Origin of the sequence: Robinsoniella sp. RHS, from assembly GCF_001029355.1 — a bacterium.
Taxonomy (GTDB): domain Bacteria; phylum Bacillota; class Clostridia; order Lachnospirales; family Lachnospiraceae; genus Robinsoniella; species Robinsoniella peoriensis.
On sequence record NZ_JNGB01000026.1, the window covers coordinates 14,566 to 32,124 of the forward strand.

The 17,559-nt window shown below is 41.5% G+C and carries 14 protein-coding genes; 3 read left to right on the forward strand and 11 right to left on the reverse strand.

Annotation, left to right across the window (positions count from 1 at the left end):
* Positions 1-136: 136 nt before the first annotated feature.
* Positions 137-337, forward strand: coding sequence for a cold-shock protein (locus RHS_RS13635; protein ID WP_027295093.1), 201 nt, complete (start codon positions 137-139; stop codon positions 335-337).
* 266 nt (positions 338-603) lie between these two features.
* Here the strand turns inward: RHS_RS13635 and RHS_RS13640 are convergent, their stop codons facing one another.
* From RHS_RS13640 to RHS_RS13675, 8 genes are all read right to left on the reverse strand, one after another.
* Positions 604-2,970 (reverse strand): ribonucleoside triphosphate reductase, encoded by a 2,367-nt coding sequence (locus RHS_RS13640; RefSeq protein WP_027295094.1) that lies wholly within the window; start codon positions 2,968-2,970, stop codon positions 604-606.
* A 222-nt stretch (positions 2,971-3,192) separates the two neighbouring features.
* Positions 3,193-4,443 carry a GTPase HflX gene (gene hflX / locus RHS_RS13645; RefSeq protein ID WP_047833500.1) on the reverse strand — a complete coding sequence of 417 codons (1,251 nt, stop codon included), beginning with the start codon at positions 4,441-4,443 and terminating at the stop codon, positions 3,193-3,195.
* Positions 4,444-4,454: 11 nt separating this feature from the next.
* Positions 4,455-5,498, reverse strand: coding sequence for a lipopolysaccharide assembly protein LapB (locus RHS_RS13650; RefSeq protein WP_047833501.1), 1,044 nt, complete (start codon positions 5,496-5,498; stop codon positions 4,455-4,457).
* Between the two features lie 221 nt (positions 5,499-5,719).
* Positions 5,720-6,742, reverse strand: a complete 1,023-nt coding sequence (locus RHS_RS13655) for an ABC transporter permease (protein ID WP_027295097.1) — start codon at positions 6,740-6,742, stop codon at positions 5,720-5,722.
* Positions 6,739-8,526 carry a hypothetical protein gene (locus tag RHS_RS13660; RefSeq protein WP_047833502.1) on the reverse strand — a complete coding sequence of 596 codons (1,788 nt, stop codon included), beginning with the start codon at positions 8,524-8,526 and terminating at the stop codon, positions 6,739-6,741. The genes RHS_RS13655 and RHS_RS13660 overlap by 4 nt, the downstream gene beginning before the upstream one ends.
* A 5-nt stretch (positions 8,527-8,531) precedes the next feature.
* The gene (locus tag RHS_RS13665; RefSeq protein ID WP_070043097.1) at positions 8,532-9,371 is read right to left on the reverse strand and encodes a carbohydrate ABC transporter permease; all 840 of its coding nucleotides are present in this window, start codon (positions 9,369-9,371) and stop codon (positions 8,532-8,534) included.
* A 5-nt stretch (positions 9,372-9,376) separates the two neighbouring features.
* Positions 9,377-10,273: a carbohydrate ABC transporter permease gene (locus tag RHS_RS13670; RefSeq protein WP_242881614.1), complete on the reverse strand. Its 897-nt coding sequence runs from the start codon at positions 10,271-10,273 to the stop codon at positions 9,377-9,379.
* A 46-nt stretch (positions 10,274-10,319) separates the two neighbouring features.
* Positions 10,320-12,647: an extracellular solute-binding protein gene (locus RHS_RS13675; protein WP_047833504.1), complete on the reverse strand. Its 2,328-nt coding sequence runs from the start codon at positions 12,645-12,647 to the stop codon at positions 10,320-10,322.
* Positions 12,648-12,842: 195 nt separating this feature from the next.
* Between RHS_RS13675 and RHS_RS13680 the strand changes: the two genes are divergently transcribed.
* Entirely contained in the window at positions 12,843-13,523 is a 681-nt protein-coding gene (locus RHS_RS13680) for a response regulator transcription factor (RefSeq protein ID WP_027295102.1), read from the forward strand.
* Positions 13,516-14,808, forward strand: coding sequence for an ATP-binding protein (locus RHS_RS13685; protein WP_047833505.1), 1,293 nt, complete (start codon positions 13,516-13,518; stop codon positions 14,806-14,808). The genes RHS_RS13680 and RHS_RS13685 overlap by 8 nt, the downstream gene beginning before the upstream one ends.
* A gap of 75 nt (positions 14,809-14,883) precedes the next feature.
* Here RHS_RS13685 and glnA read toward each other — a convergent pair whose 3' ends face one another.
* The 3 genes from glnA to RHS_RS13700 form a co-directional block, all read right to left on the reverse strand.
* Complete coding sequence (glnA, locus tag RHS_RS13690; RefSeq protein WP_047833506.1) at positions 14,884-16,314, reverse strand: type I glutamate--ammonia ligase; 1,431 nt, start codon at positions 16,312-16,314, stop codon at positions 14,884-14,886.
* A 121-nt stretch (positions 16,315-16,435) separates the two neighbouring features.
* Positions 16,436-16,780, reverse strand: a complete 345-nt coding sequence (locus tag RHS_RS13695) for a helix-turn-helix transcriptional regulator (RefSeq protein ID WP_138002697.1) — start codon at positions 16,778-16,780, stop codon at positions 16,436-16,438.
* A gap of 55 nt (positions 16,781-16,835) precedes the next feature.
* A partial coding sequence (locus tag RHS_RS13700) for a hypothetical protein (protein ID WP_395022380.1) occupies positions 16,836-17,559 on the reverse strand: 724 nt, incomplete at its 5' end.

Consider the following 17,559-nt stretch of genomic DNA (forward strand, 5'->3'; position numbering starts at 1 on the left):
ACTTGTATCAAAGATTTATTGGATGTAAAGTAATTCACTAGTTATTAGAGATTATATTTAACACCTATATAATCTGTAATAGCTGGTGAATTTTTTTATTTTCAAGAGCACAATATTTTAATGGAGGTACCACAAAATGAACAAAGGTACAGTGAAATGGTTTAACGCAGAAAAAGGTTACGGATTTATCACAGGAGAAGACGGAGCAGATGTATTTGTACATTTCTCAGCTATCCAGGGAGACGGCTTCAAATCTCTTGAAGAAGGTCAGGCAGTTTCTTATGATTTAACAGAAGGCGCTCGCGGAATGCAGGCAGCTAACGTTGAAAAAATGTAATTTCAGTTAATCTAGCGAAACCAGAATAAGGTTGTTATACTATGTATTTAGTATAGCAGCCTTATTCTTTTGCCGATTTTTTTACATGAAAGCGCAGATACAGCTGACAGCCTGTTTTATAAAAGCGCAGATGCAGCATCTGCCCTCTAACAGGCTGTCAGCCGCATCTGCGCTTTTAGAATATATTCCTGACTCGTGAACACAAATCATTCATATATTTCAACGACACATTTCATAATACCTTTCAAAACACATTTCCGTAACTTCTACTGGTTTGTATCTACATATTTTTTGATATTCGAAGCATTTACATATTTTTTCGCCTTATCACCTTCTACCACAACCAGTGTAGGTGCCTGCATCACACCGAATTTTTGTACCAGTTCCTGATTTTCTTCTGCATCAATTACAACGTAATGCTCATTTCCCAGCATTTCCTTGGCAATCTTACAGTTTGGACAGGTCTTTGTGGTAAACAGGTACTTGATTCCCTTGCCCGGCTCTACTTTCACATCATCTTTTGATATGGTTACAATGCTGCTGTGAACCTTATGCAGACAGGAATTGTCCACATCGTATAACTGGCGGTTTTTGTATTCCTGCGTCTTGCCATCGTTCCAGTTCTGAACCGGACGGTAATACCCGGTGATACGGCTGTATACTTCTGCTGTCTCACCGCATTCCGGACAAACAAAATGTTCTCCTGCAATATACCCATGATTCTTACATACCGAATAGGTAGGTGAAAGTGTATAATAAGGCAGCTTATAATTTTCTGCAATTTTACGTACAAGTGCCGCCGCTGCTTTCCAGTCCGGAAGCTTCTCTCCCAAAAATGCATGGAATACAGTTCCGGAAGTATATAAGGTCTGAAGTTCATCCTGGATATCTAATGCTTCAAAAATATCAGCGGTATATTCCACCGGCAGGTGGGAACTGTTAGTATAGTATGGCGTATCCCCGTCTTTTCCTGCCGTCTTGATGTCCGGCCAGCGCTTTCTGTCGTGTTTTGCAAGGCGATAAGTGGTTGATTCTGCCGGAGTTGCCTCCAGGTTGTATAAATCGCCATATTCCTCCTGATAAATAATCAATCGGTTTCTCATATAGTTTAACACATCTTTTGTAAACTGCTGTGTCTTCTCTTCCGAAAGATCCTTACCAAGCCATCTTGCATTTAAACCGACTTCGTTCATGCCGATTAATCCAATAGTGGAAAAATGATTGCTGAAATCCCCTAAATAACGTTTTGTATATGGATACAGCCCTTCGTCCAGAAGCTTTGTAATAACGTCTCTCTTGATCTTTAATGAACGAGCTGAAATATCCATCATGCGGTCCAGACGCTTATAAAAGTCTTCTTTGTTACTTGCCAGATAAGCGATACGCGGCATGTTAATTGTAACCACACCTACACTGCCTGTACTTTCTCCCGAACCGAAGAATCCGCCGGTCTTTTTACGTAATTCGCGAAGATCCAGACGCAGACGGCAGCACATACTTCTTACATCACTTGGCTCCATATCACTGTTAATGTAATTTGAAAAATAAGGCGTACCGTATTTAGATGTCATCTCGAATAACAACTTGTTGTTTTCTGTATCGGACCAGTCAAAATCTCCGGTGATCGAATAGGTAGGAATGGGATACTGGAAACCGCGTCCGTTGGCATCTCCTTCAATCATCGTCTCAATGAATGCCTTATTGATCATATCCATTTCTTTTTTACAGTCTTTATAACAGAAGTCCATTTCTTTTCCGCCTACGATAGCCGGAAGTTCCGCCAGGTCATTGGGAACGGTCCAGTCCAGTGTAATATTGGAAAATGGTGCCTGGGTTCCCCATCTGCTGGGGGTATTTACCCCATATATAAAGGACTCGATACATTTTTTAACTTCCCGGTAATTCAATTTATCTGCTTTTGCAAAAGGTGCAAGATATGTGTCGAATGAAGAAAAAGCCTGTGCGCCTGCCCACTCGTTTTGCATAATTCCAAGGAAATTCACCATCTGGTTGCAGAGTACGGATAAATGCTTTGCCGGAGCGGAAGTAATCTTTCCCTTGATTCCTCCAAGGCCTTCCTGAATCAGCTGCTTTAGGGACCAGCCTGCACAATATCCGGTAAGCATTGACAAATCATGAATATGGACATCCGCATTTCTATGAGCGTCTGCAATTTCCTCATCATATATCTCAGACAGCCAGTAATTTGCCGTAACCGCACCCGAGTTGCTCAGGATCAGGCCTCCAACGGAATATGTAACTGTAGAATTTTCTTTTACACGCCAATCCTCTACTTTAACATAGCTGTTAACGATTTCTTTGTAATCCAGGATAGTCGATTTCATATTACGGATTTTTTCCCGCTGTTTCCGGTATAAGATATATGCCTTTGCAACATCTCCGTATCCTGCCTGAACAAGAACGTTTTCCACGCTGTCCTGAATGCTTTCTACATCGATGACCCCGTCTTTAATCTTCCCCTGAAAATCAGCTGTCACACGAAGACCCAGAAGATTGGTCATATCCTCATTATATTCCTTTTGTGTGGCTTCAAATGCCTTTGCTATGGCATCACTTATCTTCCCTAAATTAAAATCTGCTACTTCCCCGTCACGCTTTACTACTCTAAACATACCCATGCTCCTTCCAATTCTCATACATCAGCTCATCTATTGTTCTAACTGTAAATGACATATTTCCAGTCAAAAAAAGCTCCATTCGTTCTCTCTTTTGAGAGCGACTGCAATTATTGTAGCAAATAAATTATTGACCGTCAAGCCAAAAAAGCACTATATCTATGTATTATTTTTGGCACATAACACTAGATATAGTACTTCCCCTTTATTTTGCAACATTTAGCCTGTCACATTTCCATAAATTTCCATAGGCACATATGCTTTGACATAGATCCCTTCCGCACGGTAATCTTCTTCCAAAAGCTGGCCGTATTTTCGTATTAATTGTATCAAACCCGCATCAGCATAGGGATATATCCGCTCTATTAAAATATTTTTCTCCTGCAGAATCTGTTCTAAAATATTTTTGAGCTCTTCTAAGCCTTCCCCTGTTTTGGCAGAAATGCACAAAGTTTTATCTGCCTTAAAATCCCGCAGAGTTTCTTTCTCAATAACCCTGTCCTGTTTATTAAAAAGTGTCACCACAGTTTTATCTGTGACACCCAGATTCGCCAATGTTTCATAAACTACAAACATCTGCTTTTCCATTTGCGTATTAGATGCATCTACTACATGAAGTATAATGTCTGCATACTTTGCTTCTTCTAACGTACTGCGAAAGGCCTCAATTAAATGATGGGGCAGTTTTCGTATAAATCCTACCGTATCGGTGAGCAGAATCTCCTGTCCGCCGTTTAAAGCGAGCATCCGTGTTGTGGGATCGAGGGTTGCAAACAGTTTGTCCTCTTCCAACACTTTTGCATCGGTAAGCTGATTTAAAAGGGTTGATTTCCCTGCATTGGTGTATCCTACGATTGCCGCTACCAATGTCTGGTTCTTACTCCGCTTCATCCTTACCACTTCACGGTGGCGCTTCACATCAGCCAGTTCTCGTCCTAACTGAGCGATTCTGTCCTTGATCAGACGCCGGTCCATCTCAAGCTTCTTTTCACCGGGGCCTCTGGTACCAATTCCGCCTCCCAGACGCGACAGGGAGCTTCTAAGCCCCACAAGACGTGCCAGGCGATACTTTAACTGTGCCAGCTCCACCTGGATCTTTCCTTCGCTTGTAGACGCCCTTGCAGCAAAGATATCCAGTATGATCAAAGTTCTGTCCATAACCTTTATATCCAGTTCCTGCTCCAGATTACGCAGCTGCGCAGGGGATAATTCATCGTCACAGATCACACCGGTTGCAGAAAGCTCATATACCATTTCCCGCAGTTCCTGGATTTTCCCTTTGCCTATATAGGTACCGGGATGAACCTGTTCCCGATTCTGGATTATACGCCCGACTGTAACAGCTCCTGCTGTGGATGCCAGGTCTGTCAACTCATCCAGCGATTCCATAGTATCGTCATCATCAGATGTGCTGACACCCACCAGAATTACTTTTTCCTCTAATTTTTCAATATCAAATAAATCCGCCATATTCTCTCCTGTCAACGTGTGGACAGGAAGTCATACTCTTTCTTACCTGCCGCATCATTTGGGTATTTTGCTATATATTCGGCCGCCTTGGCCTTTGCCGTCTGGAAATCTTTCTTGCGCTCATATGCCACAATTTCATTATAGAGCAGATCCTGCTTTCCGGTCTCTCCATTTAAAGCCAGTCCCTTTTGTATCGTTGCGATTGCCGCATCCGGAGCATTGTCCGCAAGATCACAGAGCGCTATTCCGTTATAAGCCTCTGGCGCTTCTCCAAAATCTTTCAGATACTGCTGGTAAATATTCCTGGCTTGTTTGGAATCCTCCAGTTTCAGATAAACTTTTCCAAGAAGCAGCGCAGAAGTCTTGTCCTTTTCCTCTACCGGCTTTAGCAGTTCTTCTTTTGCTTTTTCATAGTTCTCCAGATAATAGTATATGCGTCCGCGCTGATAATAATCCTCTGTTTTTTCTCCGCCGATGCTCAAAGCCTTCTGCAGATATTCATCTCCCTTAGCAGAAAGATTTTTATCTTTATATGCTTCATAAATATTCCAAAACAGGTCATAATCCTCAGGTGACATAGATGACGCCTTGTCAAAATCTGCTTTTGCTTTCGCTTCATCCTCTTTCTGAAGATAACAGGTTCCTCTCATATAATACGCACCGCCATCTTCATCTGCAGATAATATCTGACTGCAGGTCTCTATGGTACCATCGTAATCTTCAGATTTTAATTGCGCAGAAGCTTTATAAAGCCTGATATCCTTTATGGTCTTCACCATTTTTTCACCTGCATTTTCCAGGGCTGAATTAAATGCAGTAATTGCCTTTTCATATTCACCAAGTCCAATATAAGCCATACCTTCACCCCGGTACGCCAGAACGATATCCTTCTCTTCTGCAATGGAACTTTCAAAACTTTTCAGTGCTTCCTCATATTTCTGCTGTTCCACCGCCGCCATCCCCAGATTCAGAGAACTATCGGGATCGTTTTTCGGCTGACATCCACTCAGTGTACATGCGGCCAAAATCACTAACAGTAGCTTTTTATATTTCATGGTATTGCCTCCATTACAAAAATATTCTCTAAACACGCTTTTAGCCAGGTGCAAGCATTTTTCAGATACGCTCTAGTATATCAGATATCAACTCATAAATATAGTGGTTTTTTATTAATTCGGGGATCAATATAGACTGCAAAGGGGCTGATAATCCGCAAATTATCAGCCCCGTCGAAAACTCATTGTATATTTTTCACTATAATTTACCCACATGTCTTTTATTCCAGAATTTCCCGTCTTTTTCGAAAACTCATAAAATATAAAATAATGGATACCACGCTAAAGAATATGGAATGAAAGAATGCCAGTATCATATCAATCTGCGGCTGGTGCTTTGCAGATTGAATAAGGAAGAGGAATGCCTCTTCTTTCTTTTTCCACAAATTTGTCCAAAAGTCAAAATCGGACCATTTGGTTGGTATCATTTCCTTAGGGATTGTTATAAAGCGGGAAACTCCCCATATGGTCATGATTAGCATCACGATCAAAGCTCCCCACCAGATATAAGCAGATATCCCCTGCCCTTTTTCTTCTCTTGCATATCGCAAAAAAGTGAACATGATTCCAAATGCAAAGAATATCGGAAGAAGCAGTATGAATATTCTTGTAATTCCTTTTAAAAGATCCAGATCCATGATTTTTCCTTCCAGTGCATGACGCATAAGAAGCTCATTAACGATAGTTTCGGCTTCTTTTCCTTCCGGAACCTTTACCGTGAAACTGTCCAGGTTCTGAGCATCACCATCTGCCTGCATTACCACCATCTGTCTCTCATCATCAATACCGTTTAAGATTCCTCTGACGGTCAGTTTCCTGTCCTGGTACTCCAATTGTTTCCCCACCACATCCGTGCTCCCAAATAAATCATAGGCAGTTTTTTTATCAATTAAGCAGCCATTTTTATCCTCTGGCGCAAGTGCTGCTGTTCCATTAAAAAGAAGCTGGGGATTATTGCATACCAGCACAGCGGTTGCGGAACTATTACGCTGGTATTTCTTATTTGATAACATGACATTTTCTTTTTCTCCCCATATCGTAAATAGCAGTGGATTATCCTGATTAAGCTCTGTTTTCTGGATATCTGAAGCAGATTTTGCATCTAACCGGTTATCCGTCAGGACAGCCGTAGCTGTCCCCGGATTATCGCTCATCATCTTACCGTTATAGAAAACTGCCAAACCATAACATAAGATCATAAGCAGCGCGCCCACTATTCTTGCCCAATACTTTTTTAGCATCATTCCTCTGCCAGCCGCACACGACTGCCTCCTGAAATATTCTTATCTGATCCGGTAATGATCTTCTGGTCGTTTGTGATGGTTCCATCTGAAAGTGCTGCAAAATTCTCATTCTGGTCTAATACTTTAACGACTACTTTCTGCGCCTTTAATTCATCCCCAAGAACAGACGTTGTTTCCTGGATTACATAAATAAATTTTTCATTGTTGTCTTCATGCAGCGCCGAAATGGGAACACAGGTCGGATAGGATTTTGATGTTCTTGTCACCTCGAATTCTGCCGCTGTTCCTATCTCTAATGTATCTGCCGGTAATTTTACGGTAACATCCAGCATATCTTTGTTCTCTTCGTTTGCCTTAACCGATTCTACCGTCAGGCCTTCGATTGGCTGTCCATTATTGCCTGGCTTTAATACAACCGGATCATTCTTCGCAATATATTTTTCCTGATCAACCGGTACCTGTGCTACGAATTTACTGCCATTTGTTGTATCCGCCAGCAGCATAGCGGTTCCATCCATTGTCTTATCGCCGGTTGTAATTGCAATTTTCGTAACAATTCCCTTGATAGGTGCCTTTATCTGACCTCCTGCTGCCTGTAGTGCCTCTAATTTCTGTAATTCCATCTGAAGCTTCTCTTTATCAAGTTTGCTGATCTTACCGCTGCTGTCCGTTCCTTCCGGTGCATTGGCATCCTCTAAAGCTCTCTGGGCAGTACGTATGCTGTCATCTCTTGCATTAACTGCATCGTCATAAGCCTGCTGTTTTGCATTTACGTCATCAATCAGCTGCTGTTCCTGTTCCTGCGTACCTTTTGCCTGGTTTTCCGCCTGTTCCTGCTGGTATTGCCCAATTGCCTGTTCCGCAGAACTTTTTTCTTTCTGCGCCTTTTCAACTTTCTTATTTGCTTTCTCCAGCTCGCTCTTGTATTGATCCCGGACCGCCTTTTCTACCTTAGCCAGATCCTCAGTTTCGGGGGCCGGTGCCGGAGTTTGAGTCTGGGGCTGTGCTGCTGACCCATTGGACACTAGTCCTTTCTCATCACTGGATGGCTCTGCCGGCGCTTCTGTCTGTGGCTCTGTATAAGCTGCGGCCTGAGCCTGTGCTTCCTGATTTTTCTTTTCTGCTGCATCTAATGCCTTATTTACTTCCCGTTCGATTTTGCGCTCCAGTTCTTTCAGTTCTTCCTGCGCCTGCTGCAGAGCCTTGTCTTTTGCTTTCACAGTTTTGTTAAGTTCTGCTAATACTGCATCATTCCCATCCGTAGGGATTCCCTGCTGGTTTCTATATTCCTGCAGCTTCTGCTGTGCATTTTGCAAAGCTTCCGCGGCTCTGGTTACCGCTTCATTTCCTTTTCCCGCTGCCAGGCCGACATCCTGTTCTGCCCGGTTCCTGGTACTGGATTTTTTTTGCTCCTCAGCACTTGATTTACTCTTGTTATCCCCCTCTGTAAGATCCATTTTTTCTATTTCCTGCTTTTTAAGAAGAATCTGTTCTTTTAGATTTGCAATATCTAAATCAAATAATAATTCCCCTGCTTCTACAGTCTGACCTTCACTAACATAAATTGTCTGTACCTTCTGATCCCCTATTGTGGATACCGCCTGTTCTCTATTCTGCATGACTTTTCCATTCCCCGTTACCCTATGGTCAATTGTCATGCTCTGCGCTGTTTTTGTCTGTACATTTGCAAGACTGGCACTGTCTGCCGCCCTGGACAACACTGTAAACAGCAGCATCAGCACTAAAAATGAAGCTAAAATACTAATTACCTTTTTTCTATTCATATCACCTACTCCTTTACCGCCGCTGCTACGATTCCCTGTTCCAGATAATCCTGTCCTCCCATGAAGACCAGGATTGCAGGGATTAATGTTACAATTGAAGTTGTAAATGCAATCCCCGCCTGTTCCAGCCCGATATTTGGCAGGAACAATGATAACGGCCACAGTGTCTTATCCTTTAAAAATGTAAGCGGCTGTTCTATCAGATTCCAATATTCTAAAAATCCCAACACCATAGCCGAAATAATTCCCGCAGATCCCAGCGGAATTCCTAACCATATAAAAATCTGTAAATTTCCGGCTCCATCGATTTTTGCCGATTCGATTACTGCATCGGGAACACTTTCAAAGAACCGATACATAATAAAAACCGGGAACGTGGAGAATACTGCCGGGAGTATAATACCGAGATGGGTATCTATCAGATGCAGCTTATCTAAAACCAGGTAATTGGAAAGCATCAATACCTGGAAAGGCATCATCATAAGCATAATATAAAGCGTAAACAATGCTTTTCGAAATGGGAACTTAAATTTAGCAAATCCCCACGCCGCAGGCACTCCGATTAACAGCTGTCCCACTAAAATTCCTACAACCAGTTTTACGGAATTCCAGAACATCTTGAAGAATTCCGGTGAATCTATCAACAATTCAACATAAGAACGCAGGGTAGGCGACATAGGTATCAGCCGCCATTCCACATATCCGCTGGTACCGGCAAGAACCGGCTTCAGATTATCCTTTAACTCCGCTGCACTCATAAATGATCCGGTAAACAAAAATATAATGGGATAGCAGGCAACAAGTGCCAACAGACATAAAAAAACTAAAACTATTTTTTTCTTCATCTTTCCTACTCCTTTGTATCCCATGCTTTTTGCAGTAACATAATTAATAGAAATATAACCAGCGCATTTACAACAGCTGCCGCCGCCATCTTATCCAGCTCCAGGTTCCGGAACCAGTTACTCAAAAGATGCTGGATCAGATAAATACTTTCATCCGGATAATCTCCTGCTACCAGATAAGCCTCCCTGAACACCTTAAAGGAATTCAGGAAGGACAGTACTGCGATGGTAAATAGGGAGGGAAGCAGATTAGGCAATGTGATTTTCCAAAAACATTTCCATTCTCCTGCGCCGTCTACCCGGGCTGCTTCATATACACTTTCCGATATACCTGACAGCCCTGCAACCCAAAGGACTATATCATAACCCAGGTTTTTCCATACATAACTAAATACCAGAATCCAGAATGCATAGCCGGTATTCATCCAGTCTACGGTTGTTCCCCCGAACTTTTCTACAATACCATTTAACATTCCATGATTGTCAAACAGCAGCCTCCACAGTAAAACGATAGAGGCTACCGGAATCGCCATCGGTATCAGAAAACTGCTTTTGAGCAGACTTCCAAATCTCTTCTGCCTATGTAAGAATACTGCGATCAGCAGCGATAAAATAATTAAAATTGGTATACATATCGCCACAAACCTTGCCGTATTACCTGCAGCCTGCCGGAATGCAGGGTTGGTAAAAATCGTTATATAATTATTAATCCCAACCCATTCTCCGTTAATTGCTTCCGAAAACGACCTTCGTATTACATCCAGAAACGGAATCAGTACAAAAATACTAACGCCGATGAAACTCGGAAGTATAAAGAGTATGCCTGACCATTCATATTTAGTTTTTATTTTAATGTGATCTCTTTTCTTACTTCTGCCTTTTATCTTCATATTAACTCCCATATGGCGCCCCTGCCGCTGCTTTGTTTCTATAGAACGGTTTTTCCTGTTATTCTGACAAGTACAGATTTATTTTCTGCATTACATTCTTTACTGCTTCTTCACTTGTAATACTTCCTCTGACACATTGCTCAGCCTGCTCTTTGATGTTTTCTTTAATCACATCATCTACTACTGACGGCGTTGTCAGGGATTCTACTATAGCTTTGAGATCCTTGATGTCTGATTCAGATACTTCTGTCAGCCCAGACACCTGATCATTACTGCTGACATCAACATCTCCTAAATTTGCCGCTGCTTCCAGCCCTTCATCAAAGGCTGATTTATTAACCGGTAATCCTCCGCCCTGATTAATTTTCTGTGCATCTTTTGAAAGTAAGAATGCTACAAACTTTCCTGCTGATTCTGTATCAGCGCTTTTGCTGCTGATCCCTACCGTTGTCATAGGTACAAAGGCATTCTCCGTCTGTCCATTTAAAAGTTTTACAACCCCGTCTCCCATTTTTTTATTTGCTGTAACCACCTGAATATATTGGGAAAACTCGGGCAGCAGCCCCAGGTTCAGCATATTCTTGTTTCCAAGAAGACTATTAATTCCTCCACTTATATTATAGAAGCTAGATTCGCCGTACTCCCCTATCATCTGCATACTTTCATCTTCTGTCTCATGCTTATCACTCTCATAAATTTGTTTTAACAGCGTAAAGAATTCTTTTAACTGATCTTCATTTAGCGTTCCATCTTCTTTTAGCCATGCAGCAGAATTGCTTGCATACAATTTTTCTACCAGATCTCCTGCTTTTAAGTTTCCCAAAATACCTTTATCCGGATTTTCAGCTTTCAATTTCTGAATCTGCTCCGCCATAGAAGATAAATCATTTATATTTTCAATATTTGCCTTGCTTCCCTGAATCAGCGGTATCTTAAACCTTGTGGGAATCGCCTGAATCTTATCCCCATTGGAATAGGTCCCCTTAATACTTTCAATTAACCCTTCTGAGCTTTCTACCTGTTTTAATATTTCTGTCAGATCAGTCAGCAATCCTTTTTCCATATATGATTTGACTGGCATTCCATCTACAATTAATACATCCGGTCCTTTTCCAGCCAGTATATTTGTATTTAGTGTACGAAGAGCATCCGAAACGGTAATTGCATCGCCTCCTGATAACCCTACTTCTAAATTCACAAAGATATCCGGATTATTTTTCTGGAAAAATGCAATTGCCTGACGAATCTCCGCATTTTCTTCCAGACTGTATACTTTTACTTCTTTACTTGGTGTTGCCGGTGTATCTTTAGAATAAGTATATTTATAAAGTTTATAAACATCATATCCCTCTGCTCCTGCCATCAGAAACGAACCATCTTCCAATGCAGCGATAGAAATAAATGAATACTCCGGATTCCCCATAGAGTTCAAATCACCATTGATAACCTGTTCTACCAGATTCCCACCAATCGTATGGCTGTACAGCCCATCATTACTTCCAAAGAATATCGATTTATCGCCATCTCCCTTCGTAAATACAAATGGCTCTCCTGTGCCTCTGAGCAGCTGCATCAAAGCCGTTTCATCCTTTCCTTTTAACAGCTGATCATTAAGCGCTGCGTCTTTTTCCATCTGATTCCCTGTGCTCAGATCAAAGAGCTGTACTTCTTTGTCTGTTACTACAACAAGCGTATTTCCTATCGCTTGGAATGACATGATATAACTGCCTTTTGCCACACCGCTAAAGCTTTTTACAATTTTACCTGTCTGAGGATCTATCTGATGAATATTGTTTTCAAAATCAATTCCAATCAGCTTACCATCATCTGTATATGAGAATTTTGATACAGCATTTGTATAAACTTCCGTTGTCGGTTCTCCCTCACCCTGCGTGGACTGGTTATTATCTTGCGGAAGTTCGATTGATATTTTTTTTGCATTTCCGTCTTTATCCATAACCCAATACAGCACGGTGGTCCCTCCTGTATCTGAACCTGTCATAACAGCAATTGCTGATTCCCCGTTAGAAGAAATTGCCGAAGTCATAACCTGAGCCCTGTTACTGGTTAACTCCTCCGGCAGGTCACTGACTTTTGTCCAGGTACTTCCTCCATCCTCAGAATCCCAGATAAGGGTTTTATTTTCTCCGTCTGATGCCAGCATTCTTACTCTGCCATCAGATAATTTGGTAAGCTGCAAAATTTTGCTCATTCCTTCGGGAAGTTTCATTTCCTCTTCCAGATATCTCCCCATCGCAGATGCATTTGTGCCTTTTGCACCATCACCTGAGTTATCATTTTTTCCGCCTGCGCATCCAGCCAGTGTACTGACTGCAATGACAGCCGCCAGGGAAAAACCCAGAGCTTTCTTAAGTAGTGTTTTCATGTTACCTCCTGCTTTATATGTTTACATTACTTTTTGATTTCTTGTTCATCATAGCACCTGTTTCTCTAAGTTATCTCTAAATATATTAGATTTAAGATAAAAATAAATCTTTCACAATTACTTCACAATTTATAGTCTGTCCAACTTTTATTTTATGCTATAATAAAAAAGAATAAACATTGTAAAGGAGCTATCATGAGAATTTTAATTGTAGAAGATGATGTCAAATTATGCGAATCTCTAAAGATTCAGCTGGAGCAGGAGAATATCAGCGTCGATCTCTGCCATAATGGAGAAGACGGGTTACATCTTATTCGAGATAAGGCCCATGATATTATCCTTCTGGATCGTATGATGCCTCTGATGGACGGGCTTGAGGTTTTACGTCAAATGCGTGGCGAAAATATATCCACTCCGGTTATCCTTGTAACCGCACTTGGCGAATTAGATGATAAAATTGAAGGATTAGACTGCGGAGCTGATGATTATATCGTAAAGCCATTTGCATTTGGTGAACTTATGGCTAGAATCCGCTGTATTGTTCGGCGCCCTCAAAAATGGGAAAGCAGTGGTTTATTGAATTTTGGAGATATTTCATATGATGCTTCCCTGAAAAAATTAATAAAAACAGACTCCTCCTGTTCGCTTTCTAAACGTGAAGGGGATCTGCTGGAATTATTTCTCCGCAACCCGGGTCAGACCCTCCCCCGGCTTACCATATTGACTAAGGTCTGGGGACCGGATGCAGATGTGGAAGAGGGGAACCTTGATAACTACATACATTTTTTAAGAAGACGACTGAAGGGGGTGGGAAGCATCCTGAGGCTGAAAACAGTCCGTGGCGTAGGTTATTGCCTGGAGGAAACACATGTTTAAAAAATTGCACCTGCAGATGACATTCTTCTGCACTTTGATCACCGGCTTAATCCTGGTAACTATGACCACACTCTGCCTTTATATAGTAGAAAGTGGAATGAATGACCGGAGTTATACTTCTTTTCTGGATAACCTGAATACCATGTTGACTCATTTTGAAAGCCAGTCTACTATTTCACATCAATGGATTCTTCAAATGGAAGCGAATTATCATATTAAACTGAACATTCTGGATAATGATACTCCGCTTTTCTCTCAACAGCTGAATAGCGATCAGGAAGTATCCGTTATTTTTGAAGAGGCGGCTGAAAAAGCCAGAACAGACTATGACTTTAATGACGCCGGAATAAGTCCGGCAAATATTCTCTCCCGGCATGTGGAGTTCAAGATGAAAGGAAGCAATGGGCAGAATTATTATTCCTCTGTAGCATTAATACCAAAAGATAATGGTTATCTGAAGGTTACTGTTCTGTATCCCCTTGACAACCTGGAACATGATATTATGGTTCAAAGAGCTCTTTTTGCACTTCTTGACCTGCTTGCCATTGGAATGCTCACGATTTTCTCCTGGCATTTCACAAAACGAATGATTCAGCCAATCAAAGAAAGCAGAGAACGTCAGGTACAGTTTATAGCGGCAGCCTCCCACGAACTCCGTTCTCCTCTTACCGTAATATTAACCAGTTTATCCGCCATGAAAGTAGCAGATAAAAACCAGTCAGAACAGTTTGCTGAGTCCATCCAATCCGAAGGGCAGCGGATGTCCCGTCTGATCGATGATATGCTGACACTGGCAAATGCCGATAACCGAACCTGGAGCATCCATCCTTCAGATATTGAACTGGATACATTGCTCTTGCAGACCTATGAAAAATATGAACGGATTGCCAGAGACAAAGGTTTGACTCTGGATGTGGATCTTCCTGAAGATATCCCACCCACATATCCATGCGACGGGGAAAGGGTTGCCCAGGTACTTTCCATCCTCATTGACAATGCCATGAGCTATACTCCAAAAGGCGGCAGGATAAAACTTGGACTAAAGACAGAAGCTTCCCGCATACAGCTCTATGTAGCCGATAATGGACCCGGTGTTCCGGATGAATCCAAAAAGTCTATATTCGACCGGTTCTACCGGGTTGATAAAGCCCATAAGGATAAAGCCCATTTTGGACTGGGACTTTGTATCGCAAAAGAAATTGTAAAATTGCACAGAGGGAAAATAGCAGTGGAAGATACTCCGGGAGGAGGCGCTACATTTATAGTAACTCTGCCGCAGACTTAATGAGATTTTGCACAATAACAGCTAAAATACAAAAGAAGAAGATAAGGAGCGCACCCTTAGCTTCTTCTTTTCATTTTATAAATCAAAGTATCTCTGGAATTCAGCCGGATGGGGAATTTGACTGATGTCTTTGCTCTCAGCCCTTTTCCGTTGTATCCAGATCTCAATCAAACGCTCCGGAAATACCCCTGATTTGGTTAGGTATTCATGATCCTTTTCCAGTGCATCCAGTGCTTCATCCAGGTTCTTAGGCAATGACTGAATTTTGGCTTGCTGTTTCCGATCCAGATCGTAGAGATTAAAATCATAAGGTCCCCAGCCATTTTCTGTTGGATCTGTCCGATTCTGTACACCATCCAATCCTGCCATCAATATAGCAGCATATGCATAATACGGATTCGCTGTGGCATCAGGGCATCGAAGTTCAAAACGCTTTGTCTCAGGTGACTTTGCATATGCCGGAATCCGAACCACCGCACTTCTGTTAGAAGTGGCATAACCAATCGTAACGGGCGCTTCATATCCGGGTACCAGGCGTTTAAAGGAGTTGGTAGATGGATTTGTCCAGGCACAAAGTGATGCTGCATGTTTTAACAAACCGCCTATAAAATAATGTGCCGTTTTGCTGAGACCGGAATAGCCTTCTTCATCATAGAAAACAGGTACGCCATCTTTTTGCAGAAGCATATGTACATGCATTCCATTCCCGGCTTCCTGGTATACGGGCTTCGGCATAAAAGTTACGGTCTTTCCTTCTGAAACTGCTGCATTCTTAACCACATATTTTGTAATCATGGTTTTATCAGCCATATCCACCATTTCTCCCAGTTCCACTTCTATTTCCATCTGACCGGAACCGCCAACCTCATGATGGTGGTACTTCACTTTAACTCCCCATTCTTCCAGAATCATGCACATTTTGCTTCGCAGGTTATAATTAATATCACTTGGAGCTGCAATATGATAACCGCCTTTTTTCGGCACCTGATAACCATTGTTAAATCCATCATCAATCCCAGTGTTCCACTGTGCCTGTCTGGTATCCACTGCATAAAAAGATTCTTCCGGCGATACTGCAAACCTCACATCATCAAATATATGGAATTCAAATTCGGGACCAATGATCATCTTATCCGCTATTCCTGTCTGCTTCATATACTCAACAGCGCGAAGGCTGACATTGCGGGGGTATTGATCAAACGGAGTATTTTCCTCTTTGCCGATAATACATACATCACCTGTCATTGATAATGTAGGAATCGTAACAAAAGGATCTACGACCGCAGTTGCCGGATCAGGAATAAAAACCATATCACTTTTTTCAATGGGCGCATATCCATAATTAGACCCGTCAAATCCAATACCGTATTGAAATATATTTTCGTCAAATCTTTCAGCCGGAATCGTAATATGACGCCATCTGCCATCCAGATCTGTCATTTTAAAATCAATCATCCTGATCCCATTATCTGCACATAACTGCTTTACCTTTTCACTTTTACCCATACTTTCCTCCAATTTACTTTATAGTAACCCCATAACAAAACCTAAAGTAATGCAAATCTGTAATATAATTTTAGCATAGGATTTCTGATAATTCCATAGGGAAATGCACTTCTTCCCACCTTTATTGTCCTGCATCACCACAGTCCCGGCACAGGCTGAACATATATTTAATTACCCTTCTGTATAAGATGTCGGTAATATCATCCCTGTTCTTTATACTTTGCTCTACTTCCTCATAATTTCGTTCCACCAGTATTTCATTCATCGTTATCCCCAGAAGTATACTCAGCGCTAGCAGATTATCCACATTGGGCAGTGCCAATCCACAAAACCATCGGTATATGGTCTGCGGACAGGCAAATCCCATATATTCCTGTAATTCCTTTACCGTTATATTTTTTCCTTCGCATAAACATTTGATATTCTCCCCTGTTTTCGGCATGTCTATAACCGGATATATTACCACTTTATCCCCTTTCTTTATTATATGCTGAGACATATCCTTATTGTATGCTGCAAACTTATTCGTAATAATGATCGAGCAGTTCCTCATTGGATATCAAAGCATAATAAATCTGATAACTCTCATCATTAACCGCTTTCACTCTGAAAAACGGATAGTATTTCATCATATACTGATCATCCAGTATATGGTTGAATATCTGGTTCCAGGATCTTTTACTTAACAAGAACTGCTCATTATTGGATATCAGCATCCTGCACCGCTCCCTTACATTCAAGGGCAAAAACCTTTTGTCATATTCTTCCTCGCTGACCTTTTTCATAAACTGAATCAGCTTTGTTATGCACTTCTCCAACTGGGGTTCCACGGTATCTCCTTCTTCATACTGCATAAGATCATCAAAGTCCGCAATACTGTATACCTCTTTTTCCTTCTCCTCGTCTTCCAGCATTTTCCCCATCTTAAGCATAATCTCATCATTATCGTAAAACAAACTCTGAAAACTTTCCTGTTCTTCTTCATTTTCCTTTCGAAACTGCTCTACAATCTTCTGCACATCACATTCATCTTTAAAGTTCTTTTCCAAAACGTCCATCATATCGTCGTAAGAGAGATATGCGCTGACGTTTTCATTGACCGCACCGGACATTAAGGCAAACACTTTTGACATCTGGTCTTTAATGGTCTCAATTTCTTCGCTGTCAGGCCTGTCCTGTATATGTTCTGTATAGTCATAGGTATTTTTATCCTTCATATATAACTTTGACTTTACAACACGTCGG

Coding starts and splice junctions, on each gene's coding strand:
- RHS_RS13635 (WP_027295093.1), top strand. CDS start 137: ATGAACAAAGGTACAGTGAAATGGTTTAACGCAGAAAAAGGTTACGGA.
- RHS_RS13640 (WP_027295094.1), bottom strand. CDS start 2,970: ATGTTTAGAGTAGTAAAGCGTGACGGGGAAGTAGCAGATTTTAATTTA.
- hflX (WP_047833500.1), bottom strand. CDS start 4,443: ATGGCGGATTTATTTGATATTGAAAAATTAGAGGAAAAAGTAATTCTG.
- RHS_RS13650 (WP_047833501.1), bottom strand. CDS start 5,498: ATGAAATATAAAAAGCTACTGTTAGTGATTTTGGCCGCATGTACACTG.
- RHS_RS13655 (WP_027295097.1), bottom strand. CDS start 6,742: ATGATGCTAAAAAAGTATTGGGCAAGAATAGTGGGCGCGCTGCTTATG.
- RHS_RS13660 (WP_047833502.1), bottom strand. CDS start 8,526: ATGAATAGAAAAAAGGTAATTAGTATTTTAGCTTCATTTTTAGTGCTG.
- RHS_RS13665 (WP_070043097.1), bottom strand. CDS start 9,371: ATGAAGAAAAAAATAGTTTTAGTTTTTTTATGTCTGTTGGCACTTGTT.
- RHS_RS13670 (WP_242881614.1), bottom strand. CDS start 10,273: ATGGGAGTTAATATGAAGATAAAAGGCAGAAGTAAGAAAAGAGATCAC.
- RHS_RS13675 (WP_047833504.1), bottom strand. CDS start 12,647: ATGAAAACACTACTTAAGAAAGCTCTGGGTTTTTCCCTGGCGGCTGTC.
- RHS_RS13680 (WP_027295102.1), top strand. CDS start 12,843: ATGAGAATTTTAATTGTAGAAGATGATGTCAAATTATGCGAATCTCTA.
- RHS_RS13685 (WP_047833505.1), top strand. CDS start 13,516: ATGTTTAAAAAATTGCACCTGCAGATGACATTCTTCTGCACTTTGATC.
- glnA (WP_047833506.1), bottom strand. CDS start 16,314: ATGGGTAAAAGTGAAAAGGTAAAGCAGTTATGTGCAGATAATGGGATC.